Below are 21933 nucleotides of genomic sequence, written 5' to 3' on the forward strand. Positions count from 1 at the left end.
ACGCACAGCCCCTCCCACCCGCCGCGCAACCCGCACCAATCCCTCCCACCCATCAGGCAGCTCCACCGACGCCCTCCCGGGCGTCCAGCGCGGCATGCACCGTCGTGATGCTCTCGACGCGCTCCCGCTGATCACCCAGGCCGCCCAACCCGCCACCGCGCACCGCGCACCGTGCACGATCGGCAGTTCCGGAGATCGCGGCCTCGGTGCTGACGGTCGGTCCACGGCCTCGGCTGGTCATCGCTCCACGGCCTCGGCTGGCCGTCGCTCCGCGGCTTTCGACTGGCCGTCGCACCGCGGCTTTCGGCTGACCGTTGCTCCGCGGCTTCGGCTGACCGTCAGTCCGCTTCGGCGCTGACCGTCGGTCGCGTTCTGCCCCAGTCAAATCCACACCCGCCCTGCTGCCGACCCCAGCCGACCGCCCCGGCAGCACAGCAACCCGCGCCGCGCACTCACCCCGCCAGCGCGGTGACAGCGGCCGGGTCCCAGTAGTACGGCCGGAACTCCGTCACCAGGCCGTCGCGGACCCGGTTCACCTGCACGAGCGAGGTCTCCAACGACCGCCCGGTCGACCGAGCCGTGAACCGAACCTCCAGCTGAACAGCAACCTGGTCCCCGTCAGCAACCTGCCGCGTCGACAAGAAGTCGAGCCTGGCCCAGGTAGCGCTGAACTCCCCCAGGAAGTTCTCGATCCCCTCGCGCCCACGCCAAACCCCGCTGTACGGCAGACCCGGCTGCGACCAGAGGCACACCTCGTCATCCAGCAACGCCGCAACCGGCCCGAAGTCGGCCCGCCCACGCCCACCGGCCGCAACGTACTCAGCCTCAGCCCGGTAGAAACGCTCCAGCAGATGTCATACCGCCGACCGTAATTTCAGGTCGCCAACACGTCTGGCGGGATCACGCCACCAGGTTGGCGACCCACAAACGCTCCCAGCGGCCCCACACACACCAGGCCGGCGGGCCAGCCGGCCGAGCAACTCAGGCCGGCGGCCCAACCGCTCCGATCAACTCAGCCCAACCGGCCCGCACAACTCAGCCCAGCGGTCCGTCTTCCTCGAGCAGCCCGTGCAGGTACGTCCCGTACCCCGACTTCGCCAGCGTGTCAGCTCGTGCCTTCAGACCGTCGTCGTCGATGAAACCACGCCGCCACGCGATCTCCTCCGGGCACCCGATCTTCTGCCCCTGCCGCATCTCGACCGCGCGCACGAACTCCCCGGCCGCCATCAACGAGTCGAACGTTCCCGTGTCCAGCCAAGCGGTGCCCCGCGGCAGCACCTCGACCTGCAGCCGCTTGGCCTCCAGGTAGACCTCGTTCACCGACGAGATCTCCAGCTCACCGCGCGCGGACGGCTTGATGTCCTTGGCGATGTCGACCACGTCGGCGGAGTAGAAGTACAGCCCCGGAACGGCGTAGTTGCTCTTCGGCTCCTTCGGCTTCTCCTCGATGCTGAGCGCCTTGCCCTCGGCGTCGAACTCGACCACCCCGTACGCCGTCGGATCCGCGACCCGGTAGGCGAACACCACCCCGCCGTCGACCTCGTTGAACGTCTGCAGGTGCACGCCGAGCCCGGGCCCGTAGAAGATGTTGTCGCCCAGCGCGAGCGCGACCGGCTCGTTCTGGATGAACTGCTCGCCGATCAGGAACGCCTGCGCGAGCCCGTCCGGGCTCGGCTGGACGGCGTACGTGATCTCCATCCCGAACTGCGAACCGTCGCCGAGCAGCCGCTTGAACTGCGCCGCGTCGTCCGGCGTGGTGATGACCAGCACCTCACGGATGTTGGCCAGCATCAGCGTCGACAGCGGGTAGTAGATCATCGGCTTGTCGTAGACCGGGAGCAGTTGCTTGCTCGCGGCCATCGTGAGCGGGTGCAGTCGGGTGCCGGAACCGCCGGCCAGGATGATCCCTCGCATGCGACCGCACCTTACCGACGTTCGCGGTCCATGCCACATCGACCACTGGTCCACTCCCACCACGGACCACACCCGGCCCACGCCGAACTCCTGCCACACCCCCGGAACTCACTCCAGGTGGTACTCCGAGAACCGGGTCCGCAGGTCCTTCTTGGAGAACTTGCCGACCGACGTCTTCGGCACCTCGTCGATGAACTCGACCGCGTCCGGCAGCCACCACTTCGCCACCAGCGGCTCGAGGTACGCCAGGATCTCCTCGCCCGTCGCCGACTCGCCTTCCTGCAGAACCACGCACGCCAGCGGCCGCTCGTCCCACTTCGGGTGCGGTACCCCGATCACCGCCGCTTCCTTGACCGCCGGGTGAGCCATCAGCAGGTTCTCCAGCTCTACCGAGCTGATCCACTCGCCACCGGACTTCACCAGGTCCTTCGTCCGGTCCACGAGCCGCACCGACCCGAACTGGTCGATCGCCGCGACGTCCCCGGTCTTCATCCAGCCGTCCTCGGTGTTCAGCTCCACCCCCGCGTCCGGCCGGTAGTACTCCGCCGCGATCCACGGCCCGCGCACCTGCAGCTCGCCGGTCGCCTCGTCGTTCCACGGCAGCGGATCGGTCGACCCCGGCTCCACGATCCGAACCTCGACACCCGGCAACGGCAGCCCTTGCCGCGCCCGCAGCTTGGCCTGCTCGTCCTCCGGCAATCCCTGGCCGCGAACGGGAACGTGCGAGGCCGTCGCGACCGGGCTCGTCTCCGTCATGCCCCACGCCTGCAGGATCGGCTTGCCGAGCTTCTCCCGGAACGCCTCCGACAGCGCGAGCGGCACCGCCGAGCCGCCGCACGGGATCCGCCGGAGCTTCGGCAGTTCGACACCGTCGAGCAACGGCAGCAGCCCCTGCCAGATCGTCGGTACGCCGGCCGACAGCGTGACCTCTTGTTCTTGCAGGAGTTTCAGGATGCCCTGCGGCGACATGTCCGGCCCCGGGAACACCAGGCTCGCCCCTGCCATCGGCGCCGCGTGTGCCAGTCCCCAGGCGTTCGCGTGGAACATCGGGACCACCGGCATCACCGTGTCGGACTCGTGCAGCCCGATCCCGGCGTTGGTCAAGACACCGATCGAGTGCAGCCAGGTCGAGCGGTGCGAGTAGACGACGCCCTTGGGGTTGCCCGTCGTACCGCTCGTGTAGCACATCGCGGCCGCCTGGTTCTCGTCCTCGACGTGGAACTCGACCGGCTCAGCGGCCGCCAGCAGCTCCTCGTAGTCGTGGAACCGGTCGTCGTCCGGCAGCTCGGCCCCCGGCGCCCCGGCCGGAAGGTCGTCCATCACGACCACGTGGCGGAGCAGCGGCAGCCGGTCGAGCAGCGGGAGGAACAGCCCCAGCAGCGAGCGGTCCACGAAGACGATCTCGTCCTCGGCGTGGTTGGCGATGTACACCACCTGGTCCGGGAAGAGCCTGATGTTGAGCGTGTGCAGGACCCGCCCGGTGCAGGGCGCGCCGAAGTACAGCTCGAGGTGACGCCCCGAGTTCCAGGCGAACGTGCCGACCCGGCCGTCGGCGCTGATGCCCAAGTTGTCGAGCACGCCGCCCAGGCGTCTGGTCCGCGCGGCCCATTCGCCGTACGTCATGGTCACGGGCGCTGGGCCGCCCGTGTGCACGGTCTTGTCCGGGAAGAACTGCTCCGCCCGGCGGAAGATGGTGTCCAGGGACAGCTGGTAGTCCTGCATCAGACCCTTCATGGCCCCACTGTGCCAGTTCCGGTGGCGCCTTGACCATGACCTCACCGCGCACTCTCTGCGCACTTTCCACGCACTCGTCCAGGGATCCATGGTGCCGACAGCAATAGATGCTACGACATACGTGTCGTGTAATATGTTCCTCGTGAAGCCGTCCGAGGAGCTGCGGTACCTGGTGCTCGCGATCCAGCGCGAGGGAAATCGCCTGCTCGCCGCCGATCTCCGCCCGCTCGGCGTCACCCCGTCACAGGCCGAGGTGCTGCGCGTCCTGCGCGACCACGGCCCGCTGACGCTCAACGCACTCGGCGAGCTGCTTGTCTGCGAGACCGGCACGAGCCCGAGCCGCCTGGTCGACCGCCTGGTCGCCCAAGGCCTCGTACGACGTGAAACCGACAAAGTCGACCGCCGCTACCTGGCGCTCAGCCTCACGTCACGCGGGCGTCAGCTCTGCCGGCGCATCGTGACGGCCGAGGACCGGCTGCACCGGCGGATCGCCGACCTGGTCGCCGGGCATCCCGTCGACGAAACCATCAGCACGCTGCGAGCCGTCGCCGAGGCCTTCCCGGCCGGAGCGGCACTGGCCCGCCGGCGCGACACCGTGAAGGAGAAATAGCCATGGAGTACGCGAGCTCGACCATCCCCGCCTCCCGCGAGGCGATCCGCCGCGCCCTGCTCGACGCGCACGCCCTGCCGGAGTGGAACGAGGCCTTCGTCTCCGTCGACGGTCCGGCCACACCAACAGTTGGTACGCCGTACAAGCTGAAGGTCCGCCCACGTTTCACCGGCGTACTGAAGTACACGGTGATCGAGGCGGACCGCGTCGAGTTCGTCTGGGAGGTCCCCGGGTTCCACGAGACCGCTAGCTGGATGATCGGCCCGGACGGAGAGGTCACCCACGCCTTCAGCCAGTCCGGCCCCCTCGCCACGGTCCTGCGTCCGGCGTACCGAGGAATCGCCGCGGTCCGCCTCGGCCGCCTGACCAACCGCCTCACCCAGCTCGCCCGCGCCGCGTGAGTCTTAGTGGAAGTGCGCTCCCGGCTTGCGATAACCGCGGAGCAGATCCCGGGAGATGATCAGCCGCTGCATCTCGTCGGTGCCCTCGAAGATGCGCCACAGGCGGACCTCGCGGAACCACCGCTCGATCGGCAGCTCCTTCGTGTAGCCCATCCCGCCGTGGATCTGCAGCACGCGATCCGCGACCCGGTTGACTGTGTTAGTCCCGTACAGCTTCGCGATCGCGCTGTCGTGCTGCGGGTGCCGCCCCTGATCGACCACCCACGCGGCGTACAGGACGAGCCAGCGAGCCGCCTCCAGCTCGACCTCGGAGTCGGCGATCATCCACTGGATCGCCTGGTTGTCGCCGATCGCGCGACCGAACGTCTCCCGGCTGTTCGCGTGCTCGACAGCCAGCTCGATCAACCGCTCGCAGGCACCGATTCCCCGTGACGGGATCAGGAACCGCCCCTTCATGATCCAGCGCATCGCCAGCTCGTACCCCTGGCCGATCTCGCCCAGCACATGGTCGGCCGGCACCCGTACGTCGTCGAAGTTGAGCGTCGCGGGCACCGCCTGCCCCATCGTCACGATCGGGTCGGACGTCCAGCCACGCTCCCGATCGACCAGGAACGCGGTGAACCCGCCTTTCGAGCCCTTCTCGGCGTCCGTCACCGCGATCACGATCGCGAAGTCGGCCTCGTTGCCCCCGGTGATGAACGTCTTCTCACCGCGAATCACCCAATCGTCGCCGTCGCGCCGCGCCGTCGTCCGGATCGCGCGGGTGTCCGACCCCGCGCCCGGTTCGGTGATCGCGAAGCACGACCTGCGCTCGCCGGAGATGGTCGGCAGCAGGTACTCCTTGCGCTGCTCCTCGTTGCACTCGTAAAGAATGTTGTCGGCCTCGCCACCGAACGAGAACGGCACGAAGGTCCGCCCGAGCTCACTCGTGATGAGTGCCTGGTCGACCGACGACAGGTCCATCCCGCCGTACTCCTCGGGCGTGCTCAGCCCCCAGAACCCGAAGCTCTTCGCCTTCTCCCGCAGGGCTTTCACGACGTCGGGCTCGACGCCCGGCAGACCTTCCCGCTCGCGCCGCAGGACGTCGTTCTCCAGCGGCATCAGCTCCCGTCGGACGAACTCCCGGGTGGTGGCCCGGATCGCCTGCTGTTCCTCGGTGAGCGAGAAGTCGACCATGCAACGCCTCCTGGATTCTGCGTCCGGAAGAATGCCTGAAGAGTTCCTACTGAGTGCATTCTTTGCCACCTTAGGCCGATCTACTCTCGATCACATGTTGACTGAGATTCGCGACACACGCCTGTACGTCGACCAGCGCGGCGCCGCTGACACTCCGCCCTTGCTCTACCTCCACGGCGGGCCTGGGGCGGGGTCGTACGACTTCCTCGCCTTCCAGGGCGATCGACTGGCCGAGCGGCTCCACGTGATCGGTGTCGACCAACGGGGCGTCCAACAGTCCGACCCGATCGACGGGCCGGTCACCGAGGACATCGTGATCGCCGACTTCGAGGCATTGCGCGAACGACTCGGCATAGAGCAGTGGGCGATCCTCGGTCACTCGTACGGCGGCCGCCTGGCGCTGCGGTATGCCGCGAACCATCCGTCGTCGGTCAGTCGCGTGATCTTCGAGAATCCACCGTGGGACATGGTCCTGGCGACCCGCACGCTGGTCGAGACCGCCAAACCACTGCTCACCGAGCTCGGCCTGCTGGACGAGGCCAACAGGTTGCTGTCCTGGACGGGTCCTGCGACCACCGAGATGTGGACCGATCGAACCACCCTGCTGCAGCAGCTCGGCGAGCGCCGGATGGAGATCTACCTCGGCCCGGCCTCCCGCGACCTGGTCCTTCCGGCCGGCGACCTCCCGCAGGAGATCCAGGACCGCGCCGGCTACTTCGCCCAGACCATTGCCCAGAGCACCAGTTTCAACGAGTCGTTGATCCCGCTGCTGTCCCGTCTGTCCCAGCCGGCGCTGCTCATCAAGGGCGAGCACGACCCGGTCACGAGCCTCGAGGAGATCCGCCATTTCCGCACTGATGCCACCGACGGCACCTACCGTCTCTTCGAGGGCGCGGGCCACTTCGTCCACGCCGAGCAGCCCGCGGAGTACGCCGATGCCGTCACCGACTTCGTGCTCCGCTGAGCTGCCCAACCGCTCCGGGCCTGAGCGCTGTGGGTCAGACGGCGACCGGGACGGCGCGCTTGTGAATCGTGCGGCGGTGGTAGCCGATGATGATCTCGGCGGCCTCGGGCTCGATCTCGTGCCCTTCGAGGAAGTTGTCGATCTGGTCGTAGGTGACCCCGAGCACGGTCTCGTCCGGTACGCCGGGGCGGTCGGACTCGAGATCGGCGGTCGGGACCTTGCCGGTGATCTCGGGAGCGGCGCCGAGTCGTTCTCCCACGGCACGGACGCGACGCTTGGTCAGGCCGGAGAGGGGCGTCAGGTCACACGCCCCGTCGCCGTACTTGGTGAAGAAGCCCATCACGGCCTCCGCGGCGTGGTCGGTTCCGACCACGAGACCGCCGCGCGCGCCGGCGACGGCGTACTGGGCGATCATCCGCTGGCGCGCCTTGACGTTGCCGGTGTGGAAGTCGGCGCGGTCGCCGAGTCCCGCGTGCTCGACCGACCCGACCATCGCGTCGGTGGCCGGCTTGATGTCGACGGTGAGCGTCTCGTCCGGCTTGATGAACTCGAGCGCCCGCTGCGCGTCGTCCTCGTCGTGCTGCACGCCGTACGGGAGCCGCATCGCGACGAAGCTCGCGTCACCTCCGTCGGCCCGGACCCGCTCGACGGCGAGCTGGCACAACCGCCCCGCCGTACTGGAGTCGACTCCGCCGCTGATCCCCAGCACGTACGCCGAGGAGCGCGCCAGCCGCAGGCGGTCGACCAGAAACCCGATCCGCCGCTCGATCTCCAGGTCCGCATCGAACGACGGCGACACCCCGAGCTCGGCGATGATCAGTTCCTGCAGGTCGCGACGATCCTCGCTCATCGATCTCCCTCACCGTTCGTTTCCCGGCTTCCAGTATCCAAGCCGACTCCCAGCGTCCTGCCTCCGCCCCCGCGGCGAGCGCTGACCGGAGCCGATTCCCGATCCGCGGCGGCGATCCCGTACACTCTTGGCTGGTTCCCCGCGTGGCGGTATCTCGCCCAACTCCCCCAGGGCCGGAAGGCAGCAAGGGTAAGTGAGCTCTTCCGGGTGCGCGGGGAATCCTTATGTCCGGCCCCGGCCAGGTGCGTCCTCCCTGCCGCCGAAACCGCTGAGTTTCCGCGGTTCGCAGGCCCTGCGGAGCAGTTGGCGGGCCGCCTAAGGTGGGTCTCGTGAACAAACTGTCGTTCGGGCCGTTCGGGATCACCACCGGGCTGACCAGCTCGCCGGAATCGCTGGCAGCGGTTCGGGCTGCGGAGGAGCTGGGCTATCCAGCAATCTGGCTGTCAGGCGGCCCGTTGCCAGGCCTCCAGACGATCAAGGATCTGGTCGAGGCAACCAGCACGATCAGGTTCATCAGCGGGATCCTGTCGGTCGACACCTATCCAGCCGAGGACGTCACGGCGACGTACTCGGCGATCGAGGCGGCGACGCCGGGCCGGTTCACCGTCGGCCTGGGCGGCGCACACGGACCTCACCCCGTTGCCACGATCACGAAGTACCTCGACCAACTCGACGGCGTACCCGCGGAGCACCAACTCCTCGCCGCCCTCGGCCCGCGAATGCTGAAGCTGGCAGGCGAACGAACCGCCGGCGCGTACCCGTTCCTGGTCACCTCGGAGTACTCAGCCCAGGCACGTGCCGCGCTGGGCGCCGACAAACTCCTGGCCGTCAGCCACCTGGTAGTCGTCGAGCCCGACGCAGACCGCGCCCGCGGCATCGCCCGCGACACCCTCAGCTTCTTCACAGGCATCCCCGGCTACGCCGCCAACCTCCGCCGCATGGGCTTCACCGACGACGACTTGACCAACCTCCCAGACCACATGGTCGACGCCCTGGCCGCCTGGGGCACCCCCACCCAGATCGCCGAAAGCCTCCACAAACACCTAGCGGCCGGCGCCGACCACGTAGCCATCAACGTCATCACCGGCGTCACAGGCCCCCAGCCCATCAACCAATGGCGAGCCCTGGCCCCCGCCCTGCTCTAACAACACGAAGAGCGGAACGGCCTGCTCGAGACGACGACCGACTCCGCCCCAGGCAGGCCCCCGCACCGACTCGCCCTGGTAGCGCACGTCCCCTCTCACACGCATGCACATCCCGCTCCCACACGGGTGCCGTCTGACTCCAGCGCCATCCCGCTCTCGCGACGGCGATGTCTGACTCCCGCACCGTCCCGGTCCACGCACCGCCCGTCAGCTTCTCGACCCCGACCGTGCCCTGCTCGGCGTCGCCGCACGTACGCCGTCCCGCTCCCGTGCACGAACTACAGGACGCGGGCGCAGAGGCCACGTTCGTCGGTGTCAGCCGGCCCGCGCTTCCCGCGCACCCGCACCCGCGCGCTTCCGTGCGCCCTCACTCCTGCACGTCCTCGCTTCCGCGCGTGCCTCGCTTCCGCGCCTTCGCTTCCGTGCGCCTTCGTTTCCGCGCCTCTCGGCGTCGGTGGCTAGCGGGTCTGGCGGGCAAGTAGCTCCGGGATCCAGTGGTTGCCGTAGCGCTCCTGCAGTTCGGGGAGTTGCCAGTCGGCACCGGTGATCACCTTGCGGCAAAGTAACGAACCGCACGTGCAGGTCATCTGCCAGTTGTCGACGCCGGTGCTGGTGCCGTAGTCGCTGGTGAGCTCGTCGCCCGGTGCGAAGTCTCGGCGGGCTGTGAGAGTGACGGCGTCGGTCCACCAGGTGTTCGCGTCGCAGCTGTGGTTGCCGTACGCAATGACCGGTCGCGGGTCGTTCGGCAGCACCAGGTGGAGATCGTCTTCGAGCGTGATCGTGTCGACCGGTGGATGCTTCAGCAGCCCTGTGAGCTCGGCCGTGGATACCTTGCGCCCGGCAAGCACCGAAACGACCTCACCGGCAGCGATCGGCGCAGTGGCGAACAGCCCTTGCCCAGCGATCGACGACTCCCGTACGACGAGATGCGGGTGCGCCCAGCACAGCGCCTTCTCGTAGAGCCGAGCCATGGACCTCACCGCCTCGTTCTCGTACGCCTTCGCCTCGCCGGTCGGCTCAAACCCTTGCCGGATCCAGAACGGCGCCGCCGACTCCGCGTTCGTGTCGACCACAGCCAACCGGAGCCGCCGCACCTCCGGCCAGTGCTCCACGACGTACTGCTCAACCAGCCGGTACGCCGCACGCCCGATCCCACGCCCGTGCCGACCACCGTGCACCTGAAGCAGACCGATGTAAGCGACCGACTGCTCCGGATACCCACGAAGAAGGTCGACCACCGCGACCAGCCCACCGTCCGCGAAGCGTGCACGGTCGTCTGCACCGCCAGCGGAGCCGAGGGAGCCGAGGGAGCCGAGGGCACGCTCTCCCGCATGCTGTCGCTCCGGCGCGCCCCCACGCCCGCCCCGTTCACCGTGGTCCGCACCGGCACCCGAATCGGCGGCAGCGGTGGTGGTGGTGGTGGCAATGCCGGTGTCTGCGGCGGCGGTGGGGTCGGCGGTGCCGCGGGCGGTCGCGGCGGGAACGGCGGGAACGGCGGGGCCAGTGTCGGTGGGGTCCGCGGGGTCGGCGGTGGTGCCGGTGTCGGTGGGGTCGGCGGTGGTGCCGGTGTCGGTGGGGTCGGCGGTGGTGCCGGTGGTGGTGCCACTGGCGGCGGTGCCAGTGGCGGTGGGGTGGGCGGTGGCGCCGTCGGCAGGGAGGGCCGTGCCGGCGGCGTCGGAGGTAGTGCCGGCGCCGGTGCCGGTGCCGGTGCCGGTGGCACCCTCGAACACCCCGAGGACCACCTTCGCCTCGTTCGCCAGCGCCGGCGGCCGCATCGTCAGCAAGCTCTGCGCATCGCCCGCGCGCGGCGCCGATCCCGTGATCCGCTGCGTGTACCCCGGATCAGACTCGATCAGCACCTGAACTGCATCGACGTCAGCCAGATCTAGCGAACGGATCTCCACACGCTCTCCAGTTCGTCGACGCTGCCGGCCATGATCGCCGGCACGTGCTGGCTGATCACCTTTGCCGGCCAGTCCCATCAACCGATCGCGAGCAACCGCTCAACGGCCACTCCGCTTATCCCCCGACCCTAAAACCTCACCCCACCCCGCAGCCTCCCTTTCTCCGGAGCCTCCGCCGCCACCCATCCAGTGAAGGGACAAGTCCGTAACGCCGCTCGTCACCGCCTGCAGACGCGCGGCGGCGACGGTCGTGTGGTTGACGGTGGCCATGCCGGCCCGGCCATCGCGACGTCGTGCCCGTTTCTCGATCTAGGCAGCTGAGCGGTCTGGAGTTCCACCCGGTGCACTCGCCGGAGCGCACGCTCGTCGTACCGGACGCCCCTGACGCGGACCGGTTCCTGAATGGGGGCACCGCCCGGTTTCCGCCGAGCTTGGATCGAGCCCGATCCTGAGGTTGCGCACGCACCTCTGCAGTTCACAAGCTCGACCGGTCCCAGACACCCTCCCCGACCGCCTCCACCCGCCCCGCCTCAGCCCTCCCCACCCCGATTTCCCCCCGCCCGCCCGGCTCGCGTATCCTCTCCGCTTGGAGGATTCGCCTAGTGGCCTAGGGCGCACGCTTGGAAAGCGTGTTGGGGGCAACCCCTCACGAGTTCGAATCTCGTATCCTCCGCCACTCTCCGGGTGGCCACCCGATCGGTGTTTCCGCTGGTCAGCGCAGTACGTGGTCATCTGCAGGGACGAACACCTGGTGGGCCGGTCGCATCGCGACCGGCCCTCTGTTTTCGTCGGCGTCTCGAGGGCGCCGGCCGACGGAGGCATGCGCTTCGCCTCCGGGGTCACTCGCAAGCAACCGCCTGTTCGTAGGGAAGGAACACGCTGTGAAGAACCGCATTGGACGCGTTGTCGCCGGAGTAGCGGCCCTGGCTGCTGCCTTGGTCGCGACGACCGCCGGCAACGCTCTCGCTGCCGAACGGATTACCTACGACCACACGTTCACCGATGCGGGGGTGAAGGTCCAGGTCAAGGAGAACGGTGATGTCATCACCGTGTGCGACACGAAGAAGAACGGGCAGCCGGCGTGGGTCAGCGTGCAGGTCGACGGTGTGACGGAGTACGACATCGTGAACAAGGGCGGTTACGGGACCTGCCGGACCGCGAGGGCCAGCAACGGTGGTCGGCGGGACCTTGCTGAAGGTTGGACCATCCATCTCTACTTCGACGGTGACGGTGTCGGAAATCCCGCTCACAAGTCCTACCTGAACGACCACTAGAAACGAGAATCTGCAGGCTCTCCCCGGGGGCCGTCTCAAAACGAGACAGTTTCCTCGGGGTGTGGCGCCCTACAGTTTCGAGCGTCGGGATGCGCTCGGAAGGGGCTTGCCATGACCACTGTTGATGCTGATGTCCAAAGCGGCCAAGGGCTGCACGCCGCGCCTGTTGTCGAGGCTGCGGTTTCAGTGGAGACGGGAGATCCGGCGCTGATCGGTCTTCCCAGTTTCATCGTGGGGTCGGTCGCGCTCGGGCTGGTCCTGGTGGGCTACGTGCCTGCCGCGGCGGTCGGGGCCTCGTTGCCGGTGATCATCGCGGCGACGGGGCTGGGGCTGGTGATCGCGGCCGTCTGGTCGGCGGCTGTTGGACAGAGTGCGGTGGCTGGGGTTTTCGGGATCTTTGCCGGGTTCTGGTTGAGTTACGGGATGCTCGTGGTGGGGCTGACGCACAACTGGTTTGCCGTTCCGGCCGCGGATGCCGTTGATACGCAGGGATTGTTCCTGATTTCTTGGCTGGTGGTGATTGGGATGCTGACGTTGGCGACGCTTCGGCTGCCGATTGCCTACACGGCGCTTTTCGCGTTGATCGAGATTGCTTTGGTGCTGGTCCTGGTAGGCACGCTGCAGCAATCGGCCGGGACGTTGAAGGTCGGTGGCGTGGTGGTGTTCGTCTTCGCCGCGGTCGGGGTTTACCTGTTCTTCAGCTCGGCCTCGCAGGCGACGGGCGGTAAGGCGCTTCCGCTCGGGCAGGCGCTCGTGCGGAGCTGAGTCAGTACTGGTCGGGCAAGGACGGCCAGCGTTGGGAGGCCCACTCGGACCACGTTGCATGGCCGGGTGGGACGGGTGGGACGTCAGAACCCAGCAGTTCCTCGTCGTCCGGGGCCTGGAACTGGGCCCGCCACTGCTCGAGCTCCACGTCGCTCATCCGGAACGTCTGAGCGGGTATGGTCGCGAACCGGTTCGTGACCCGCTGGCGTTGTTCCTCGTGGTCGATCGGCAGGTAGACGACTCTGCTCCGGGCGCCGACGGAGCCGGCGATCCAGCGCAGGGCCGATCGTTCGTCCTTGCCCCAGAACCCGAAGTCGAAGACGACGTCGGTGCCCAGTTCGGCGGCCCGCATGCCGAGCTGGACCAGCTTGCCTTCCACGAGGTCGCGTTTGTCCGGCGGGTTCTGATCGCCGAACAACGCGATCTGCCACTCGTCCGGCGTCAGCCGGAGGGCCGGCGCGCTGAGCTCCAGTTCCTTCGCGTGCGTTGTCTTTCCGGCGCCGGGCAGGCCGACGATCAGGTAGACGGTGGCTCCCATGGCCGCGACCTTACCGATGAGTGCGGTGCTAGGTTCGCCGACATGGTGACGGCTGGGGAGTTTCACACGTCTGACGGGGTTGACGACTGGCGGTCGCTTTACCACCTGGTGTCGGCGCATTTCAGGACCGCGGCGCTGAGTGAAGGGATCGCGCTCGTCGAAGCGATCGGGCAGGTGATCGGGACGGCGGAGGAGCAGCTTCGGATTGACCTGCGGGCCGACAGCGTGACTGTTTCGCTGGGCCGGCGGGATGTCGAGGCGGCTCGGCGGATCTCCCGAACTGCCGCCGAGCTTGGGCTGGTTGCTGATCCGGCGGCGGTGCAGGTCGTCAACGTGACGCTCGATGCGCTCGTCGGGGAGACGGTGCTGCCGTTCTGGCAGGCGGTGCTGGGCTACGGGCAACTCGGGGACGACTACCTCTTCGATCCGGTACGACGGGGGCCGGCGTTCGGGCTGCAGCAGATGGACGTGGCACGGACCGAGCGCAACCGGATGCACCTCGACGTCGCCGTACCGCATGATCTCGCGGAGGCTCGGGTCGCCGCGGCCGTGGCCGCCGGCGGGCGGATGGTCTCGGACGAGCACGCGCCGAAGTGGTGGGTCCTGGTCGATGCCGAGGGCAACGAGGCGTGCATCGCCACGTGGGTTGGACGCGAGTAGGGACCCGAAGCCTGAGTACTGTCGGCCGGGTGCCTGAGATGACTGCCGACCGTGTCCTCGGACTGCTGGATCTGCTCACAGGCGTCGATGTCTGGGTCGATGGCGGGTGGGGTGTCGACGCGCTGGTCGGGGAGCAGACGCGGGAGCACGGCGATCTCGATCTGGGGGTTGCCCGGACGGAGCTCGCGACCGTGCTCGAGGTCCTGGCGAGTGCCGGGTACGTCGTGAGCGACGACCGGTTCGCCGACGTGACCGTGCAGTTGACGCACACCGAGGGGCATCGCGTCGATCTGCATCCGAGTACGCCGTTGCCGGGTGGTGGGACGGAGCAGATCGACTTCGACGGGGAGACCTTCTACCTTCCCCCGCCGAGTGCTGGGCGGATCGGTGGGCGCGAGGTGCGGTGCATGCCGTTGAGCAGTCAGCTACGGACGCACAGTGGGTACGAGCTCCGGGACAAGGACCACCATGACGTCGAGCTGCTGCACGGGCTCGAGCGAGCTGCCGACTGAAGCGCCTTGCCCCAAAGGGCAAAAGCAGTTCCTAAGACTTCGAGGCTGATGCAAATGTTTGCTCGAGGTGGACGTGCGCTCCTACGGTGCGAAGCGAGGGGGTGGCCATGGTGGAGATCGGGGTGCTCGGGCCGTTGTCGGTTCGGGTCGCGGGGCGAGAGGTCGAGATCGGGTCGGGACGACTCCGGGCCGTGTTGGCGGTGCTGGCCAGCGAGGTCGGGCGGTCGGTGTCGGTCGAGCGGCTGGCGCAGGCGGTGTGGGGTGAGGAGCTGCCCGCCAACGTCCGGAACAGCACGCAGACGCAGATCATGCGGCTCCGGCGGCTGCTGGGTGGTTCGCTGATCCGGACCGAGGGCGACGGCTACCGGTTGGACGTCGAGGCGGACCACGTGGACGCCGTACGGTTCGGTCGGCTCTTGGGTGAGGCGCGGAGCGCAATCACGCAGGCCGAGCAGGGGAGGTTGCTGACGGAGGCCCTCGCGCTCTGGCGCGGTAGGCCGTTCGAGGGCGTCGGGTCTCAGTGGCTCGATGACGTCGAGGCGGAGCGGATGGTCGAGCTCTACCTGAGCGCCCGGGAGCAGCAACTAGATCTGGAGCTCACAGCTGGTCGGCATGGCGCGGCAGTGGCCGAGCTGCGCGAGCTGACTGGCCGGTTCCCCCTGCGAGAGGCGTTCTGGTCTCGGCTGCTCAAGGCGCTCAGGCAGTGTGGGCGTCCGGCCGAGGCGCTGGCTTGCTACGAGGCAGTGCGGGTCCTGCTGGCCGACGAGCTCGGTGCTGTGCCCGGTCCGGAGCTGAGACGCCAGTACGCCGAACTGCTCGACTGTGACGAGGAGCAGCAGCCCGTACCGCAGCAGCTGCCCGCCGCACGTGGCGCACTCGTCGGCAGAGCCCAGCACCTGCAGGCACTCGATGAAGCCGTGGAGTCGACGACAGTCGTGCTGCACGGCTTCGGCGGTATCGGCAAGACCGCCCTGGCCCTGCAGTGGGCGCAGCAGCACAAGGACCTGTACCCGGACGGGCAGCTGTTCATCGACCTGCAGGGGTACGGCCCGGGCAAGCTGGTCGACGCCGGCTCGGCACTACGGAGCTTCCTGATCGGACTGGGCGTACCCGACCAGCAGATCCCGTACGACGCGGAGGCGCGCACCTCACTCCTCCGCACCACACTCGCCGATCGCCGCTGCCTGCTGGTGCTGGACAACGCGCTCGACGCCGATCACGTCCGCCCGCTGATCCCGGGGCCGGGTTCGCTCGCGCTGGTGACGAGCCGGAACGAGCTGCACGGGCTCGCCGTCCGGGAAGGTGCGCCGCGGATCGCGCTCGACGTACTGACGCCGGAAGAGTCGATCGAGTTCCTCCGCGAGAAGACCGACGAGCCGGACGACCGCCTGCTCGGTGAGCTCGCGGAGCTGTGCGGGTACATCCCGCTGGCGCTGTCGATCGCGGCGGTCCGCTCCGACGGCGACGTCGAGGCGATGACCACCGAGCTGCGCGAACGACGCCTGACCGCACTCGCGATCGGCGACGAGAGCGGCGACCTGCGCGCCGTGTTCGCGCGTTCGTACCAGGCCCTCGACCCGTACGCCGCCCGCGCGTTCCGCCTGCTCGGGCTGCATCTCGGCTCCGAGTTCAGCACCTCCACCGCGGCCTGGCTGCTCGGCACCACGCCGTACGACGCCCGCGCCGTGCTCGACAGTCTGGCCGACCAGCACCTGCTCTGCCGGACCCGCGGCAAACGCTTCGAGTTCCACCAGCTGGTCCGCGCCTACGCGGTCGAGCTGACCTAGTGCGCCGCTAGCGCAACGGAACTTCCGACACGGGGCACTAGATGGCAGGACCCTGTCAGCTGGGGTTTAACCCTCGTCGAATGTCGCACACTGACAGTGACGAGGCCTGCTCGCTGGGGAAGAAGGACCGATGAGTTACACGCCGCAGTACGCCTGGCAGCCGCCCGCGCCGCCACCACCGCAGACGCCGCAGACGCCGGCCGATCCGCTGGCGGTAGCGGTCGGCAACGCGTCGCTGCTCGGCATCGGGTACGTGATGCTGAAGCGCTGGCTGCTGGTGATCCTCAACCTGATGGTGGTCGGCGCGTTGCTGATCTTCCTGCTGGTGCTGAAGCAGACGTGGTGCGAGATCGCGCTGGTCGTCTGGTGGGTGGTCGTGATCGCGCACGGCTGGTTCCTGGCGCACCGCGCGCCGCGGAAGGAATCGGACCTGACCAAGCGGCTGGTCGCGCTCGGCATCACGATCCCGCTGCTGCTGGCGATCGGGTTCGTCCGGTACGACGCCGGCCGGATCGCCGGCAAGGTCTCCGACGCGCGCGAGGCCGGGGACTGCGCGAAGCTCACCGACGCCCAGGAGGAGCTGTGGTTCGGGCACCGGCTGGTCGACGCCCCGGGGACCGAGAAGGGCGACGCGGAGGTCGAGCTGTGCGATCGGCTGGACGACGCGAAGGCCGTGCTGGCGACCGGACTGACCGGTGACTACAGCGCGCTGGAGGACGGGTTCGACACGCTCGGCTCGGTGCTGGCCGAGCCCGGCCACGACAAGACCGTCGACGTCACGCTGAAGGGCTGGCTCGACGACCTGCCGGTGAAGGACCCGTGCCGCACGGTCCGGGTGACCGACTGGCTCCGGCAGCGCAAGGCGACCAGCAACGTGCTGGACCAGTCCCGGACGACCGTGACGAAAACGGCGCCGGCGGCGATCCTCGGGTGCGCGGACCGCCTGCTGGGGCAGAAGAACTGGGAGGCCGCGCGGACGTCGTACCAGCAGCTGGTCAGTCAGTACCCGAAGGACTCCCGGGTGCCGAAGGCAACGGCCGGGATCCGCCGGGCCACGCTGGCCATCGAGCTGACCAACGTCCGCAACCTGCTGGCGAGCGACTCCTACTGCTCGAGCCCCGCGAAGTTCAGCGGCGCCAGGCCCTACCAGCGCGGCTTCAACTCGGCGCTCTTCGAGGGCGACGGCGAGTACACCGGCCGCCTGCCGGGCTCGTGGCGGGCCAGCGACGCCAGCAACGCCGTCGTGATCGTCTGCTCGGAGGAAGCGGTGGACGGTACGGCGCTGCGGACCTGCCCGTACCGGAGCGAGAAGAACCCGCAGAACATCTCCGACGTGACGTTCCACAAGGTCGCGGTCCCGGTGAAGGTCTACGAGCTGCGCACCGGCCGCGTGGTGTCGAACACCCGGATCCAGATCGACGGCCCGGACTGCCCGCCGCACATCACCTGGTCGACGTACGTCACCGCCTTCGACTACCCGCCGTCGGACCACCAGGTCGTCCCGTCCACCGCGAACGTCCAGGCAGCCTTCAGGTACCTGTTCCTGCGCTGACTCTCAGTGATCCTTCCGGCGGTTACCGTGGCTGGAGGGATCACTCGGGGGAGGCGTCGCTGGTGGGTCGTCAGGTGCGAGTCGGGTTGCTGGGACCGCTGGAGGTAGCGGTCGACGGTCAGCAGTTGCTGGTGACCGCTCCGGGTCAGCGGGCTTTGCTGGCGGCACTGGCGGTGCGGACGGGCTGGGTCGACGCAGCCGAGCTGGCAGGGCAGCCGTGGGACAAGCGGCCGAGCAATCCCCGTGCTGCGCTGCAGAACGCCGTACTGCGGTTGCGGCGGGCTCTGGGCGTCGAGCAGGTCCAGTCCGGGCCGGCCGGGTACCAGTTGGTCGCCGAGGTGGATGTGCGGCGGTTCCAGGAGCTGTGCGACCAGGACGCCGTCGACGCCGCGCTGGAGCTGTGGCGCGGGGAGCCCTTGGTGGACTGCGGGTCTGACGTACTGCGCCGTGCGTGCGGCCCGGCGTTGACCGAGCGCTACCTGGGGGCGATAGAGCGACGGGCTGACGTCAGTCGGCCAGCTGAGGTCTTGGCCCAGCTGCAGGAGCTGGCTGCCAGGCACCCGTTGCGCGAGTCGCTGTGGGCGCGGCTGATCGTCGTACTGGAGCAGTTGGGGCGGCGGGACGAGGCGCTGGCTGCCTACGAGGCAGTGCGGGCGCATCTGGCCGATCAGCTCGGTGCGGATCCGTCGGAGGAGTTGCGGGAGGCTCACCGGAGGCTGAGCGAGCTCCCAGCGGGTGATGACGGCTTGAGCGCCGTACGGCGAGGTGGCGGGCTGGCTGTCGTGTACGGCGAAGGCAAGACCACGCTGGTACGGCGGTGGGCCCAGCAGCAGAGCTTCCCCGACGGGGAGATTCGCCTTGATTTGCAGGGGTCTGGTGCAGGGTGCTCGGACCTGCTGCGCGCGGTCGGCGTGACCGAGATCCCCGAGCGCCTGGAGGAGCAGTCCGCGCTCTTCCGTACGGTGACCGCCGGGCGGCGGATGCTCGTGCTGCTCGACAACGCGCGGGACGCCGAGCAGGTCAGGCCGCTGCTGCCGGGTCGAGGCCCGATGGTCGTGGTGACCAGCCGGGCCCCGATCCAGGGTCTGCAGGTGCGCGAGGGCGCGGTGGCGATCAGAGCAGGGGGATGAGGACCGCCTCCTCGGTGTCGAGGTGGGTGGTGAGCTCGTCGATCAGACGATCGACCTCAGGCAGTACGTCGGCCGGGCGGCCGGTGCCGATCAGTTCCTTGAGCTCGTCGAGCAGCAGGGCGATCTTGTCGTGGTCGGCCTGCAGGGCGGCGATCTCCTCCGAGATCTCGGGATAGCGGTCGAGCAGGACCGGGAACATGCCCAGGCTCTCGCCGGCGTGGTGGTTGTGCAGGCCTTGGCACAGGGTGAGGCAGTTGATCCGGAGCTGAGCGCCGAGAGCGGTTCCCGACGTCGCGACCTCCTTGCGGACCAAGGCGAGCTCGCGCCGGAACGCGCCGTGGACAAGCAGCAGGTAGCTGCCGAAGTCGGAGACGCTCGGCGGCCCGGCCTCGATCTGGGTCAGGGCGACGACCGGGATCGTCCGAGTGGTCTTGCGCTGGTACTCGGCCCAGCCCGGCTCGGCCTCGACCAGACGGGCGAAGGTCTCGTCCCTCTCCTTTCCGTGCAGGACGGTCGCTTCGGCGTCGTACGTGAAGGCGCCGGTCTCGATCGTGACGCGCGGGTTGGCGCGCAGGTTGTGGAACCAGTCGGGGTGCTTGGGGCCGCCGCCGGCCGAGCCGACGACCAGGACGCGGTCGGCGGTGTCGGGGTAGTAGCCGAGCGCCGCTGTGTGCCGGCGGCCGCTCCGGGCGCCGGTGGTGGTGAGCAGGAGCAGCCGGGCGCCCTCGAACGGGCCCCCGACCTGGCCCTGGTTGGCGCGGAACTCCTCGATGACATGTTCGGTGTAAGCGTTCAGGATTCAGATCCGTTTCTGGAATTGGGCATGACGAAGTGGCCCGCGAGTGAGCGCGGGAGGGGGTACGCCGAAGCGCGGACGATGATTTTGTGAGGAAGGAGGGCGCGGCAGAACTCACACGCCGATCAGGTGGAACAGGCGGGCCGCGATCGGCCCTCGCCGCGCTCAGAACGCGGCCGGGAACCCTACTCGTACTTGGCTCGAAGCCGACCCGGCAGTCACAGCAGGAATCCTACGCTATGGCGAGGTGCAGGAGAACAGGCTTGCGTCTCAGGGAGAATGACGACGTGGAGGAGATTCCGTTGCGCGACCGGTTGGTGCTGGCCGGCGTCGAGCTGCTCGAGCAGGAGGGGTCGGCGGAGCTGTCGTTGCGCGCGATCACCCGCCGGGTCGGCGTCTCGCACGGAGCTCCGCGGCGCTACTTCCCGACCCACAACTCCTTACTGGCGGCGATCGCCGCGACCGGCTTGGCCGACCTCGCCACCCGTCTCACCGCACCGGCCGACGGCGCGGCGCGTGAGCAGCTGATCGAGCTCGGCCGGCGCTACCTCGCCTTCGCGGCCGAACGGCCGGCGATGTTCGAGCTGATCTTCCGGCACGACCTGCTGGAAGGTGCCGGAGGCAACCTCCGTACGACGACGCTGCCGCTGCTGGAGTCGCTCACCCGGATCGTCGCCACCGCAGCCCCGGACGACGCCGCCGAACGCACCGTCGGCCTGTGGACCAACCTGCACGGCCTGGCCGTGCTCCGCGCCACCAAGGCCCTGGACCTGATCCTCGACCGCAAGGACCTCGACACCTTCGTCGCCCGGGCCGTGGACGCGCACCTGAGCTAAACCAGCTCGAGGCCGCCGTCGACGCTGAGGATCTGGCCAGTGAGCCAGGTGCTCGCCGGGGCGGCGAGGTGGACGATCCAGCGAGCCACCTCGTCGGGAGTGCCCCGGCGGCCGAAGGGGATCCGAGCGGCTTCCTCGGCCTTGACCTGGTCGACCAGATGCGTCGGTACGCCGGCGGCGACGAGCGCCTCGGACTCGGTCGGGCCGGGCGCGACGGCGTTGACGCGAATCCCGTCGGGAGCGAGCTCGAGGGCCCAGCTGCGGGTGAGTTGCTCGATCGCGGCCTTGGTCGCCGCGTAGTGAGCGGCACCGGCGATCGGACGGTGCCCGAAGGTGCTGGAGATGTTGACGATCGCCCCCTGGGTGGAGCGCAGGTGTGGCAGCGCAGCCTGGGCCAGCAGGCTCGGGGCGGTCACGTTGAGCGCGAAGAGTGCCTCGATGCGCTCGGCCGAGACGTCGGCGAGCGGCATCAGGTCGAGGGCGCCGGCATTGTTGACCAGGGCATCCACCCGCCCGAAGCGTTCGACCGCGGCGTCGACCACCTGCGCGGCGGCACCTTCTGCGCGCAGATCGACGGACAGGATCTCCGCACCGCAACTCTCGGCAGTCTCCCGCAGAGCTTCCGTACGACGACCGACCGCCAGTACGGCGGCGCCCGCCGCCGCGAACTGCCGCGCCGCCGCGCGGCCGATCCCCGACCCCGCGCCGGTGACGATCACGCCCCGGCCGGTGAAGTCCACCACGACAGCTCCCTCGTTCAATGTTCGATGTTCGTAGAACGTCGAACAAGCTATCATCGGCCGCATGCGCGCCGCCCAGCACCCCGACCTCACCGCGATCGGGGTCACCGAGGTGATGGCGGCGCTCAGCGACCCGATCCGGGTCGGGCTGATCAGGGTGCTGGCCGACGGCGAAGAACGCGGCTGGGGCGAGCTGCGGGCCCCGGTCGCCAAATCGACCCTCAGCCACCACCTGCGCGTTTTACGCGACGCCGGCCTCACTCGAACCCGCAAGGAAGGCACCCGCTGCTGGGTGACCTTGCGTCACGAGGAGGTCGAGACGCGGTTCCCGGGCCTGCTGTCCGCCGTACTGGCGGCGGCCGAGGCGGACGGGACCGGCGACCAGGTCGGCCTGGAGAGCCGCTGAGGTCACTCACAGTGAACAGCAAAACCCGGAATGCGACATTTCCGCGTTCCGGACCGCTCAGGGCTGAAATCCTCCGGGATTCTCCGGAAAAAGGTGAAGGAAACGTGTAACGGACTTCACCTTGTGACGATAAAAGGTTCGAGCGGCCTGGCTGGGGGGCTTGGTGGACGCTCCGGTGTTTCTTCGGGACCACCGGTTTGTGGAGGGGGCCCGAGCAGGTGCTCACCCGGGGCGGGGTG

23 protein-coding genes, 1 tRNA gene, 1 other RNA gene and 1 pseudogene are annotated in these 21933 nt (G+C 68.8%); 15 read left to right on the forward strand and 11 right to left on the reverse strand.

Annotated features, from left to right (window positions below; translation table 11 throughout):
• Positions 1–52: 52 nt before the first annotated feature.
• From ACLQ2O_RS00485 to ACLQ2O_RS00500, 4 genes are all read right to left on the reverse strand, one after another.
• Positions 53–241, reverse strand: a complete 189-nt coding sequence (locus ACLQ2O_RS00485) for a hypothetical protein (RefSeq protein ID WP_425825931.1) — start codon at positions 239–241, stop codon at positions 53–55.
• Between the two features lie 211 nt (positions 242–452).
• Positions 453–851: a nuclear transport factor 2 family protein gene (locus ACLQ2O_RS00490; RefSeq protein WP_425829041.1), complete on the reverse strand. Its 399-nt coding sequence runs from the start codon at positions 849–851 to the stop codon at positions 453–455.
• Positions 852–1035: 184 nt separating this feature from the next.
• Positions 1036–1914, reverse strand: coding sequence for a glucose-1-phosphate thymidylyltransferase RfbA (rfbA, locus tag ACLQ2O_RS00495; RefSeq protein WP_425825933.1), 879 nt, complete (start codon positions 1912–1914; stop codon positions 1036–1038).
• Positions 1915–2022: 108 nt separating this feature from the next.
• The gene (locus ACLQ2O_RS00500; RefSeq protein ID WP_425825935.1) at positions 2023–3648 is read right to left on the reverse strand and encodes a long-chain fatty acid--CoA ligase; all 1626 of its coding nucleotides are present in this window, start codon (positions 3646–3648) and stop codon (positions 2023–2025) included.
• 133 nt (positions 3649–3781) lie between these two features.
• On the opposite strand from ACLQ2O_RS00500, the gene ACLQ2O_RS00505 reads away from it, so the two are divergent.
• Together ACLQ2O_RS00505 and ACLQ2O_RS00510 are read left to right on the forward strand one after the other, a co-directional pair.
• Complete coding sequence (locus tag ACLQ2O_RS00505) at positions 3782–4258, forward strand: MarR family winged helix-turn-helix transcriptional regulator (protein WP_425825937.1); 477 nt, start codon at positions 3782–3784, stop codon at positions 4256–4258.
• 2 nt (positions 4259–4260) lie between these two features.
• A complete protein-coding gene (locus tag ACLQ2O_RS00510) occupies positions 4261–4659 on the forward strand; it encodes a hypothetical protein (protein WP_425825939.1) in 399 nt (132 codons plus the stop codon).
• A gap of 3 nt (positions 4660–4662) precedes the next feature.
• Here the strand turns inward: ACLQ2O_RS00510 and ACLQ2O_RS00515 are convergent, their stop codons facing one another.
• Positions 4663–5835: an acyl-CoA dehydrogenase family protein gene (locus ACLQ2O_RS00515; RefSeq protein ID WP_425825941.1), complete on the reverse strand. Its 1173-nt coding sequence runs from the start codon at positions 5833–5835 to the stop codon at positions 4663–4665.
• Positions 5836–5929: 94 nt separating this feature from the next.
• Here ACLQ2O_RS00515 and ACLQ2O_RS00520 point away from each other — a divergent pair, with 94 nt between their 5' ends.
• Complete coding sequence (locus ACLQ2O_RS00520) at positions 5930–6799, forward strand: alpha/beta fold hydrolase (RefSeq protein ID WP_425825943.1); 870 nt, start codon at positions 5930–5932, stop codon at positions 6797–6799.
• A 34-nt stretch (positions 6800–6833) separates the two neighbouring features.
• Here ACLQ2O_RS00520 and nadE read toward each other — a convergent pair whose 3' ends face one another.
• Entirely contained in the window at positions 6834–7649 is an 816-nt protein-coding gene (gene nadE, locus ACLQ2O_RS00525; RefSeq protein WP_425825945.1) for an ammonia-dependent NAD(+) synthetase, read from the reverse strand.
• Between the two features lie 130 nt (positions 7650–7779).
• On the opposite strand from nadE, the gene ffs reads away from it, so the two are divergent.
• Positions 7780–7876, forward strand: an RNA gene (gene ffs / locus ACLQ2O_RS00530) — signal recognition particle sRNA small type.
• A 102-nt stretch (positions 7877–7978) separates the two neighbouring features.
• Positions 7979–8794, forward strand: a complete 816-nt coding sequence (locus ACLQ2O_RS00535; protein WP_425825947.1) for a TIGR03620 family F420-dependent LLM class oxidoreductase — start codon at positions 7979–7981, stop codon at positions 8792–8794.
• 458 nt (positions 8795–9252) lie between these two features.
• On the opposite strand, the gene ACLQ2O_RS00540 is transcribed toward ACLQ2O_RS00535, so the two are convergent.
• The gene (locus ACLQ2O_RS00540) at positions 9253–10653 is read right to left on the reverse strand and encodes an SET domain-containing protein (protein ID WP_425825949.1); all 1401 of its coding nucleotides are present in this window, start codon (positions 10651–10653) and stop codon (positions 9253–9255) included.
• Positions 10654–11286: 633 nt separating this feature from the next.
• Between ACLQ2O_RS00540 and ACLQ2O_RS00545 the strand changes: the two genes are divergently transcribed.
• The 3 genes from ACLQ2O_RS00545 to ACLQ2O_RS00555 all read left to right on the forward strand — a co-directional run bounded on the left by ACLQ2O_RS00545 (position 11287) and on the right by ACLQ2O_RS00555 (position 12737).
• Positions 11287–11374, forward strand: a tRNA-Ser gene (locus tag ACLQ2O_RS00545).
• Between the two features lie 205 nt (positions 11375–11579).
• Positions 11580–11972, forward strand: coding sequence for a hypothetical protein (locus ACLQ2O_RS00550; RefSeq protein WP_425825951.1), 393 nt, complete (start codon positions 11580–11582; stop codon positions 11970–11972).
• 111 nt (positions 11973–12083) lie between these two features.
• Complete coding sequence (locus ACLQ2O_RS00555; protein WP_425825953.1) at positions 12084–12737, forward strand: GPR1/FUN34/YaaH family transporter; 654 nt, start codon at positions 12084–12086, stop codon at positions 12735–12737.
• A gap of 1 nt (position 12738) precedes the next feature.
• On the opposite strand, the gene ACLQ2O_RS00560 is transcribed toward ACLQ2O_RS00555, so the two are convergent.
• Positions 12739–13275 carry an AAA family ATPase gene (locus ACLQ2O_RS00560; protein WP_425825955.1) on the reverse strand — a complete coding sequence of 179 codons (537 nt, stop codon included), beginning with the start codon at positions 13273–13275 and terminating at the stop codon, positions 12739–12741.
• Between the two features lie 42 nt (positions 13276–13317).
• Between ACLQ2O_RS00560 and ACLQ2O_RS00565 the strand changes: the two genes are divergently transcribed.
• From ACLQ2O_RS00565 to ACLQ2O_RS00585, 5 genes are all read left to right on the forward strand, one after another.
• Positions 13318–13935: a VOC family protein gene (locus ACLQ2O_RS00565; protein ID WP_425825957.1), complete on the forward strand. Its 618-nt coding sequence runs from the start codon at positions 13318–13320 to the stop codon at positions 13933–13935.
• A 38-nt stretch (positions 13936–13973) separates the two neighbouring features.
• Complete coding sequence (locus ACLQ2O_RS00570) at positions 13974–14447, forward strand: nucleotidyltransferase domain-containing protein (protein WP_425825959.1); 474 nt, start codon at positions 13974–13976, stop codon at positions 14445–14447.
• A gap of 107 nt (positions 14448–14554) precedes the next feature.
• Positions 14555–16234, forward strand: a complete 1680-nt coding sequence (locus ACLQ2O_RS00575) for a BTAD domain-containing putative transcriptional regulator (RefSeq protein WP_425825961.1) — start codon at positions 14555–14557, stop codon at positions 16232–16234.
• Between the two features lie 130 nt (positions 16235–16364).
• On the forward strand, positions 16365–17786 hold the full coding sequence (locus ACLQ2O_RS00580; protein ID WP_425825963.1) for a tetratricopeptide repeat protein: 1422 nt from the start codon (positions 16365–16367) through the stop codon (positions 17784–17786).
• 62 nt (positions 17787–17848) lie between these two features.
• On the forward strand, positions 17849–18916 hold the full coding sequence (locus ACLQ2O_RS00585; protein WP_425825965.1) for a BTAD domain-containing putative transcriptional regulator: 1068 nt from the start codon (positions 17849–17851) through the stop codon (positions 18914–18916).
• Here the strand turns inward: ACLQ2O_RS00585 and ACLQ2O_RS00590 are convergent.
• Positions 18900–19229: a hemerythrin domain-containing protein gene (locus tag ACLQ2O_RS00590; RefSeq protein WP_425825967.1), complete on the reverse strand. Its 330-nt coding sequence runs from the start codon at positions 19227–19229 to the stop codon at positions 18900–18902. The genes ACLQ2O_RS00585 and ACLQ2O_RS00590 overlap by 17 nt on opposite strands.
• Positions 19230–19373: 144 nt before the next feature.
• A pseudogene (locus ACLQ2O_RS00595) lies at positions 19374–19715 on the reverse strand (nitroreductase/quinone reductase family protein); the annotation flags it as partial.
• Positions 19716–19999: 284 nt separating this feature from the next.
• On the opposite strand from ACLQ2O_RS00595, the gene ACLQ2O_RS00600 reads away from it, so the two are divergent.
• On the forward strand, positions 20000–20548 hold the full coding sequence (locus tag ACLQ2O_RS00600) for a TetR/AcrR family transcriptional regulator (RefSeq protein ID WP_425825969.1): 549 nt from the start codon (positions 20000–20002) through the stop codon (positions 20546–20548).
• Here the strand turns inward: ACLQ2O_RS00600 and ACLQ2O_RS00605 are convergent.
• On the reverse strand, positions 20545–21309 hold the full coding sequence (locus ACLQ2O_RS00605; protein WP_425825971.1) for an SDR family NAD(P)-dependent oxidoreductase: 765 nt from the start codon (positions 21307–21309) through the stop codon (positions 20545–20547). The two genes, ACLQ2O_RS00600 and ACLQ2O_RS00605, sit on opposite strands and share 4 nt — an antisense overlap.
• A gap of 43 nt (positions 21310–21352) precedes the next feature.
• On the opposite strand from ACLQ2O_RS00605, the gene ACLQ2O_RS00610 reads away from it, so the two are divergent.
• A complete protein-coding gene (locus tag ACLQ2O_RS00610; RefSeq protein WP_425825973.1) occupies positions 21353–21694 on the forward strand; it encodes an ArsR/SmtB family transcription factor in 342 nt (113 codons plus the stop codon).
• The last annotated feature ends 239 nt before the right edge of the window (positions 21695–21933 follow it).

The sequence above is a fragment of the Kribbella sp. DT2 genome (genome assembly GCF_049844575.1).
Taxonomy (GTDB): domain Bacteria; phylum Actinomycetota; class Actinomycetes; order Propionibacteriales; family Kribbellaceae; genus Kribbella.